This is a genomic window from Flavobacterium oncorhynchi, from assembly GCF_002217355.1.
GTDB classification, from domain to species: domain Bacteria; phylum Bacteroidota; class Bacteroidia; order Flavobacteriales; family Flavobacteriaceae; genus Flavobacterium; species Flavobacterium oncorhynchi.
Genome location: NZ_MUHA01000044.1, coordinates 18,748 through 27,937 on the forward strand (window position 1 = coordinate 18,748; position 9,190 = coordinate 27,937).

General features: G+C 35.2%; 5 protein-coding genes. 3 read left to right on the forward strand and 2 right to left on the reverse strand.

Translation table 11 applies throughout. From position 1 onward, the window contains the following. Position 1: 1 nt before the first annotated feature. The 3 genes from B0A75_RS20245 to B0A75_RS20255 all read left to right on the forward strand — a co-directional run bounded on the left by B0A75_RS20245 (position 2) and on the right by B0A75_RS20255 (position 3,923). Complete coding sequence (locus tag B0A75_RS20245; RefSeq protein ID WP_089056075.1) at positions 2-976, forward strand: ABC transporter permease; 975 nt, start codon at positions 2-4, stop codon at positions 974-976. A gap of 77 nt (positions 977-1,053) precedes the next feature. Continuing rightward, complete coding sequence (locus tag B0A75_RS20250; protein WP_089056076.1) at positions 1,054-2,343, forward strand: nucleoside hydrolase-like domain-containing protein; 1,290 nt, start codon at positions 1,054-1,056, stop codon at positions 2,341-2,343. A 71-nt stretch (positions 2,344-2,414) separates the two neighbouring features. Further along, positions 2,415-3,923 carry an FGGY family carbohydrate kinase gene (locus tag B0A75_RS20255; protein ID WP_089056077.1) on the forward strand — a complete coding sequence of 503 codons (1,509 nt, stop codon included), beginning with the start codon at positions 2,415-2,417 and terminating at the stop codon, positions 3,921-3,923. Positions 3,924-4,147: 224 nt separating this feature from the next. Here the strand turns inward: B0A75_RS20255 and B0A75_RS20260 are convergent, their stop codons facing one another. After that, positions 4,148-5,554 carry a RagB/SusD family nutrient uptake outer membrane protein gene (locus B0A75_RS20260; RefSeq protein ID WP_089056078.1) on the reverse strand — a complete coding sequence of 469 codons (1,407 nt, stop codon included), beginning with the start codon at positions 5,552-5,554 and terminating at the stop codon, positions 4,148-4,150. Between the two features lie 33 nt (positions 5,555-5,587). Beyond that, positions 5,588-8,743: a SusC/RagA family TonB-linked outer membrane protein gene (locus B0A75_RS20265; protein WP_089056079.1), complete on the reverse strand. Its 3,156-nt coding sequence runs from the start codon at positions 8,741-8,743 to the stop codon at positions 5,588-5,590. Positions 8,744-9,190: the final 447 nt, after the last annotated feature.

Below are 9,190 nucleotides of genomic sequence, written 5' to 3' on the forward strand. Positions count from 1 at the left end.
TATGACTATCTCACTAAACCACCCTATTATTAAGAAATCGCAATCCCTGATTGCACTGTTTTTATTGTGTCTGTTTATCAGCTTATTATCTGATAAGTTTATGACGAGCGCTAATCTTTGGAATGTACTAAGGCAAATCTCTGTCAATGTTTGTATTTCTGTCGGAATGACCTTAGTGGTTTTGATGGCTGGAATAGATCTTTCAGTCGGTTCTGTACTAGGTTTCACCGCAGCAGTATGCGCCGGTTTATTAAAAAACGGAATCCCTTTTGAGTCTATGGATTTATTTGTGGGTTTTTCCGTCTTAGGCGCAATTTTAGTATCGATTCTTATCGGAATGGCTTTAGGACTTTTTAACGGCTGGGTCATTACTAAATTCTCCATTCCTCCTTTTGTAGCAACGTTAGCCATGCTTACTATTGCCCGTGGATTTACGATGCTTTATACAGAAGGAATTCCTATTTCCAATTTAGGTTCTGAGTTTGAATTTATAGGTTCTGGCTGGATTCTGGGAATTCCTGTACCTGTTTGGATTTCTCTGACGATGGTTCTCATTGTTATTTTTTTAACTAAGAAAACAACCTTTGGAAGATATATATATGCCATTGGCGGAAATGAAAAAGCGGCTTTTTTATCCGGAATTAACATCAATAGAATCAAACTAGCTGTTTATGGAATCGCTGGAATGATGGCAGCTGTAGGCGGCATTTTAGTTACTTCAAGGCTAAATTCAGCACAACCTAACGCCGGTATGAGTTACGAATTAGATTCAATCGCGGCAGTAGTTATTGGAGGAACTTCACTTTCAGGAGGTATTGGTACCGTAGCCGGAACTGTAATTGGCGCAGTAATTATTGGAGTTTTAAATAATGGATTGGTTTTATTGGATGTCTCGCCTTTTTGGCAGCAGGTCGTAAAAGGATTTGTTATTTTATTAGCGGTAATCATTGATAAAATGAATCAAAAAAACAGATAATACCTATAATAACTCTTGTTACAACTGTTAATTTTCAAGATGGCATTTGTCATAAATAAATTCTTAATTAAAAAAATATGAACAAGCTGATTTTTACGATTCTATTTTGCGCTGTTTCTACCATACTTCTGGCACAACAGCCAGTACCTGTTAAGCCCAGAATTATAGTAAGTACAGATATTGGAGGTACAGACCCAGATGATAACCAATCGATGATTCATCTCTTAATGTATAATGAAAAATTTGATATTGAAGGACTTATTTCTTCACCTTCATATGGCGAGGGAAGTAAAGAAGAAATACTAAGGACTATTAATTTATACGAGAAAGATCTTCCAAAACTACAAAAACACATTCAAGGATTAGCAACCCCAGAATATTTGCGTTCAGTAAGTAAACAAGGAAAACTTGGTCGTTTTCCTTTTAAAGGCTTTGCAGATTCAACAGAAGGATCGGACTGGATTATCAAGTGTGCTTTAAAAAAAGATAAAAGACCTCTTTGGATTCTAATTTGGGGCGGTCTTGAAGATTTGGCACAAGCATTACATGATAAACCCGAGATCCAGAAAAACATAAAAGTGTTTTGGATAGGCGGACCTAATAAAAAATGGAGTGCAGATAGTTATGCATACATAGCGGCTAATTTTCCAAATCTTTGGTTTATAGAATCTAATTCATCTTATTATGGATTTTTCTCAGATAATGTCGCTGAGAATTTAAACGAAAAAAATTACTATAAGAACTATATTAACGAGACGGGATTTTTAGGTAAAGACTATAAAAATAACCGTTATGAAGGCAGGCTTAAAATGGGTGACACGCCATCATTACTCTATATGATGGATGGAGATCCAAATAATCCAATGAAAGAAAGCTGGGGTGGCAGCTATATAAAGATAGCGCATAGCCCTAGAATTGTATTTGATAGAAATACGACAGTGAAAGATACTGTACCCGTATTTTCTATACTGGAATTTCATTTTAAAGGACCTATTGTTAATATCCCTAAAGATTCAGCTTGTATCACAATGACTGTACAAGCAGAAATTGGCGAACAAAAATGGGAAGGATATTATATAGGTAATGGGAATTATGTCGTTAGATATTGCCCAAAACGTACTGAAAAATTAAGCTATAAAGTTACTTCGAACGTTCCTGGATTTGAAACCCAGAGCGGAACTTTTTTAGTAAGCAATCTCTGGCCAGGCAAACCTAATGCAACAGACTATAATTTAGGTAAGAATTGGTACACGGATCGACCAAATCCTGAACTTTATGATGATATTTGGCAAGGCGGTAAAACGGTTTTAAAATGGAGAACCGATGTACTTTTAGATTGGGCTAAACGCTGGGATTGGCTTAGATAATATCTTGATCTCACTCCAAATAATCTTATACTCTCTAATTGTCAAAAATCAATTTTTACTGCAAAAGATAAATGAAAAAATATATTCTAGCTATTGACCAAGGTACGAGCAGTACCAAAACCATACTTTTTGACGAATTAGGATTAGCTGTTGCTAAAGGCAGTGTAAATCTAAAAACAACTTATTTTGACAATGGTTTTGTTGAACAAAATCCAGAAGATATTTACCAAAATGTTCTTGATTCTGTTCGCCTTTGCCTGAATAATTTTACTGATCAGGGACTTCAGCTGAGAGATATAATATCTTGCGGCATCAGCAATCAAAGAGAAACATTTGTTCTTTGGGATAAAAACGGAAAAGCATTGGCTCCGGCAGTAGTTTGGGCCTGTAAGCGTTCCATTGACATTTGTACTGATTTAATTGAAAAAGGACAAAATGATACGATCAAGAAAAAAACTGGTTTATTATTAGACCCTTATTTTTCTGGTACTAAATTGCTTTGGCTGCTACAAAATGATGCTGCATTAAAAGAAAAAGTTACGCAAGGCGAAGTTTATTTTGGAACAGTCGATTGCTGGCTTTTGTATAAATTGAGTAACGGAACTCATTTCAAAACCGATTATACAAATGCTTCCAGAACCTTACTTTTCAATATTCATACCCTAAAATGGGATTCTGAAATTCTTGAAAACTGGGAATTAAGCAACTTAAACCTGCCTCAGGTCTGCCCTTCGTCACATGATTTTGGGGAAATGAATTTGAGTCAGATTTTTGATAATAACAACAATATTTCTATTCCAATTACAGCTTTAATAGGCGATTCTCATGCTGCAGCTTTTGGAGAAGGCTGTTTCGAAAAAGGCACTGCAAAAGTCACAATGGGAACAGGAAGTTCTATAATGATGAATATTGGCGACGAAGCCGTTTTGTCAAATTTTGGAATGCTCACGACAATTTGCTGGAGTACCGAAGACCGTATCGATTATGCACTCGAAGGTGCTATTGTTTCTTGTGGCTCCACCATAGAATGGCTGAAAAATGAATTACAATTATTTTCAAATCCTGCTGAAACAGCCTCTATGGCAATGGAAATTAATGACAATTCTGGCGTTTATTTAATTCCCGCTTTTAGCGGTTTAGGCGCACCGCACTGGCAGATGAACCGAAAAGCATCCATTGAAGGAATGACTTTTGGGACAACTAAAAATCATATTGTGAGAGCCGCTTTAGAAAGTATTCCTTATCAAATCAAAGATGTAATTGAAGCGATGACAAAAGACATGAAAGCGCCTTTAAAATCTATTTCAGTAAATGGAGGAATGACTCAAAATAAATTTGTTATACATTATTTAGCTGATTTATTAGGAATTCCGCTTAACAAGCAACAAAACTCTGATGTTTCTGCTTTAGGAGCCGCTTATTTATCTGGTTTAAAAAGCGGTGTTTATAAAAATATTGAACAACTCGCTATTCTTGTTAAAAATCAAACAGAAAAGGTTTTAGCTAATCCAAATAATGAACTGCCTGTAAATGGATATCTTGGCTGGAAACAAAAAATAAATCAACATCAGACCAAATAAAGTTCTGAAATTAAATCACTTAGTTATTTAAATAGCTTTTTAAAAATAGCACATTAGTAAATAAAAAGAAACCGTCTTTACAAGACGGTTTCTTTTTTGATAAATTGTAACGATGTTACAACTTAATTTATGACAGCTTTTTTTACATATTTGATCTATTCCAGCTAAACAAAATGAGCCCGATATATCGGGCTCATTTTTATCAAATTAATTATGAGTTTATTTTATTTGTAAGCCTCATTTTGAGTAATAACACCTGGATTTTGATTAATTACTAAAAACGGAATAGGCAATAATAATTTTGCTTCAGTAAGCGTGATATTTTTACTGCTGCCTTTAATTACCGGAATAGCTCTTCCTGTTCTTATTAAATCAAACCAACGATGGAATTCGCATGCAAATTCTACCTGAGCTTCATGTTCTAAAGCAAGAGCTACCGTATTGTACTTAATTGGATAACCTGCCGTTCCATAAGCTGGCAACCCAACACGGGTGCGAACTTCGTTCATGTATTTTGGATCTGCAGTTGCTTCTGTTAACATCAGAAGTACATCTGCGTAACGAAGGATGATAAAGTTATTATCCGAAGCTTCTCTTAAACCATTAACAGGAGCTTTTACATCTTTCCACTTAATTGAAAATTTCACATTAACAGTTGAGCCATTGGGAGTTTTATATCCATTTTGAATAGAAATATCTCTCCTTGGGTCATTTGTTTCATAGGCATTCCATAAATCATTGGTAACCTGATTAAATCCTCCTCCCCAAGCTGTAATCACGCGATTGTCAACTGGTGTGAACATGGCCCAATATGAACTGTATGGATTAGCTACACCTCCTTTATATTGAATCTCAAAAATAGACGATGCGCCATTTTTCTTCGTTAAATCCCATAAATCGGCATAAGGCACCAGACTAAATTTACCATACACTTTCAATAAAGTTTCTGCTGCTTTTGCTTTATTTCCAATAGTTAGATAAACCTTACCTAACAAAGTATTGGCGGCTTCCTGACTAGCAGCTCCTACAAAACGCTGGCTTGTTTTTATTGGTAATTTAGCCGCTGCAAAATCAAGATCTTTAATAATTTGATCATAAATTTGATCCTTTGGCGTGCGCGCTTGTGCATAAGCTTGATCAATACTAATTGGAGTTGTAACCAATGGCACATCGCCCCAAGCACGAACCATGTCAAAGTAATATAGGGAACGTAAAAACTTTGCTTCTCCAATTAAGGCATCTCGATTGGCAAAATCAAGTTTTTCGGCGCTGGTAATAATATTATTTACAATATAGATTGATTTATAATAGTTATTCCAAAAATTAAACACTAACTCATTATCGATTGTCATCGTGTGCAATTCGAAACTTTCATAGTCTTGTATTCTTCCAGCAGCATTATCACTATAGGCGTTATCAGACATTAACTCACCATAGAATGATGGCAGACTTTCAGGACCATTAAGGAGATAAAGCGAATTATAAGCAGACCACAACGCTGTTTCAATATCTTTCTGAGATTTATAGAAATTCTCTTCGTTAGCATTTGAAACAGGGGTTTTATCTAAAAAATCTGAACTGCATCCTATTAGGAATAAGCTGCAAAAAAGCATTGATATTATTTTTTTCATTTTTCTTACGTTTTAAATGATTTTTATTGATTCTTAAAAACTAACATTTAGTCCCATAGTAGCAGTAAAAGGATTTGGATACGCTCCATAATCGAAGCCAACCATTGCACCAGATTGATAAGTACTGCCTTCTGGATCATATCCTAAATAATCTGAGAACACATGTACATTTTCCATATTTACATATAACTTTATATTACTTATCTTCAGTTTTTGAACTAAATCTTTTGGCAGATTATAGCCTAGACGTATATTTTGGATACGAACAAATGATCCGTCTTCAACCCAATAACTTGAACCAAAATCCTGAACAGTGTTTGGCGACATACGAGGTTTCGGAATCATTCCGTTTCCTGGATCAGCATCAGATTTCCAGTAATTGTTTACAACAGAATACATATTACGGTTACCTCCACCTACACCTGATTTCAAATATCTGGCAGTATGGTTAAGGATTTCTCCTCCTTGTGAACCGCGTAATAAAACAGAAAGCTCAAATCCTGCGTAAGAAAAATTATTAGTCATACCCCATTGAAAATTAGGCTGATAGTTACCCAAATAAGTTCGGTCGTCAGAATTAATTTTACCATCGTTGTTAACATCTCTTACTCTTGGATCACCCGCTTCACTACCTGGCCATACAGGATATGCTTTGCTGTTCAACTCCGCTTGTGACATAATTACACCATCAATAATATAACCATAATACATCCCTACTGGCTGTCCTACTGCTGTACGTGACGTCATACTGCTCACATTAATATCTATTGGAGCATCATTTGCACCTAGTTTTAACACTTTATTTCGATTGGCAAAAATGTTAAAATCAGTACTCCATTTGAATTTTCTATCAATATTAATTGTGCTAAGACTTACCTCAAATCCTCTATTTTCCAGCTCTCCAATATTCGTCAAAGTAGAAGAAAACCCAGAAATAATCGGAATAGGCACATTAAGTAATAAGTCCTTAGTTTTTGAATAATAAATATCACCCGTAAATTTCACACGTCCATTAAAAACACTAAAATCAACCCCAAAGTTGGTTTGACCCGTTTTCTCCCATTTCAAATTTTTATCTGCAAAATTTGAGGTATAAATACCCTGGTTTACCGTACCCGAACTTACATATGGGCTATAACCTAATAATCCAATCGATCCGTAGTTTGGAATCGAATTATTACCAGTTTCTCCATAACTTAATCTAACTTTCAAATTAGTCAACCAAGAAGATTCTTTTAGAAAAGATTCTTCAGAAATACGCCATGCAAGCGATCCTGATGGGAAATACCCCCACTTGTTATTGGCTCCAAAACGTGAAGAGCCATCGGCACGAATTGCAGCAGTTGCCAGATATTTACCTTTATACGAATAATTGGCACGAGCCAAATAAGAAAGCAATGACCACTCTTCTGCAAAAGTATTACCAGCATTCACTACACCAGCATTCAAAGTATGCACTAAATCATTTGGAAAACTACCAGCTGTCATACTGCTTAAATCTGTACGTTGTTCCTGAGCAGAAAAGCCAGCCAACACATTTAGATTGTGATTTTCATTAAATTTCTTATTGTAATTCAGTGTACTTTCCGAAATCCAATTATTAGATTGCAGCGTTTTGAAATCAGCCTGCGCTGGCACCCATCCTGAATATCCCCAGTTTTGGCCCGCATTCCAATAGAAATTATGAACTGTATTCTCAATATTAGAACTCACAGAAGTTTTAAAAGTCAAATCTTTAATAATATCCCATTCAAGGAAAGAAGTAAGTATGGATACATTCGTTCTTTTTTTGGCAATTGCCTCTCTTGTTAAGGAATAAGGATGCCAAAGCTGGAAACCATATTTAGAAAACGTATTCCAAATTGAGGTAGGATCCTTAAAACCAAGACTTCCTGTTTCAACATAAAGAGGAAAAAATGGATCACTTTGCAGAGCAAGACCCACTACATCACTTTTTCCACCTGTACCGTATGGTGCTTCATTTACCTGACTAAGTCCAATGTTCATACCCATACGAAGTTTATCATTAAACTTATGCTTAAGGTTTGATCTTACATTAATTCTTTGATAAGTGTTACTGTCCACAACACCTTCTGAACTTATATACCCTAATGATGTCATAAATTGCGTCTTCTCGGTTCCACCAGAAGCCGACAACTGGAAATTCATGTTAGTGGCAGTTCTCAATGCAACATCCTGCCAGTCAGTTCCATTTCCGATACGGGCGATCCAAGCTGGATCAGAGAATTCTACAGGAACAGTTACACCAATTCCTCTTGTCGCTGATGGATTTGCAGCAACGGTTGTCGCCCATGTATTGTTTCTAGCAGCTGTATTGTAGGCAATAAATTCTGATGCATTCATCATATCAACTTTACGATTGACTTTAGAAACACCACTCTCAAAAATTGCGTCAATTTTGGTCTTACCAGCTTTTCCTTGCTTGGTCGTAATGATAACAACACCATTTGCTCCTCTGGAACCATAAATAGCTGCAGACGATGCGTCTTTCAAAATATCAATTGACTCAATATCATTAGGATTAATAGAATTCAATGGATTTCGATTAAAACTCAAATTACTTCCTCCGCTGATTCCTGAATCCGTTGAAGTAGTTGTGTTATCTTCCAGCGGAATACCATCTATAACATAAAGAGGAGTCGTTCCTGCATTGATAGAAGAAGCTCCACGTATTTTTACGGTAGGAGCAAGACCTGGAGCACCTTGAGACTGTATAATTTGAACACCAGATGCCTGCCCTCCAAGTGATTGAAGTGCATTAACATTTGACCTGCCTTCCAATTTATCTGCACCAACAGAAACTACTGCTCCTGTTAAGTCTTTTTTCTTGACAGAACCATACCCCACAACAACTACTTCATCTAGTTTGTTAGAATCTTCTTCTAATTTAATCGAAATATTAGTTTGGCCATTTAACAAAACTTCTTTTGTTTTAAAACCGACATAAGTAACAACTAATACTGCTTTATCACTTTTTACCTTTAATGAAAATTTACCATCGAAATCACTTTGAACTCCATTTGTGGTTCCTTTTTCAATAATATTTACTCCTGGCACAGGTAATCCGAGGCCATCAGCAATTTTTCCACTTATTTCTTTCTGTTGCTGCCCATAAATTGGCATGCATAATAATAGTCCGAGAAAAAATATGTAATACTTTAGTTTCATTATTTTATTGGTTATTTGGTTGTTATAAAATTTTATATTTTCACATTTAGTGAAATTGAATTGCTTTTTTTAATTTTTCAGTAGTTTTTTAGATTAATAATTTTAAACTATACAGCATAATACGGCAACAGTTTCATAAGCTTGTAAAACATTTAGTCCGTTTCAATGCAAATTTTCATTCCCAAACAATGACTGTATAGAAGTAGTCTTCTTTCAATTTTGATTTAGCCAGATTTTTTTTGCTTTAACATATCGGTTCGCTCCGTGTTTTAAAATTATATTCCAAAAGAAATCGGAGTAAAAAATCAGGGCGGTTTTAGCCTATTTACAATTTTAAACAGCCTCTACTTTTATTTTTTTTCCATATAATATATTTTTAGTTAGTTAAAAAAATTCTTATTATTCAGTATTCATGATTTTAAATAATCATTAAAAAAAATCAATAAT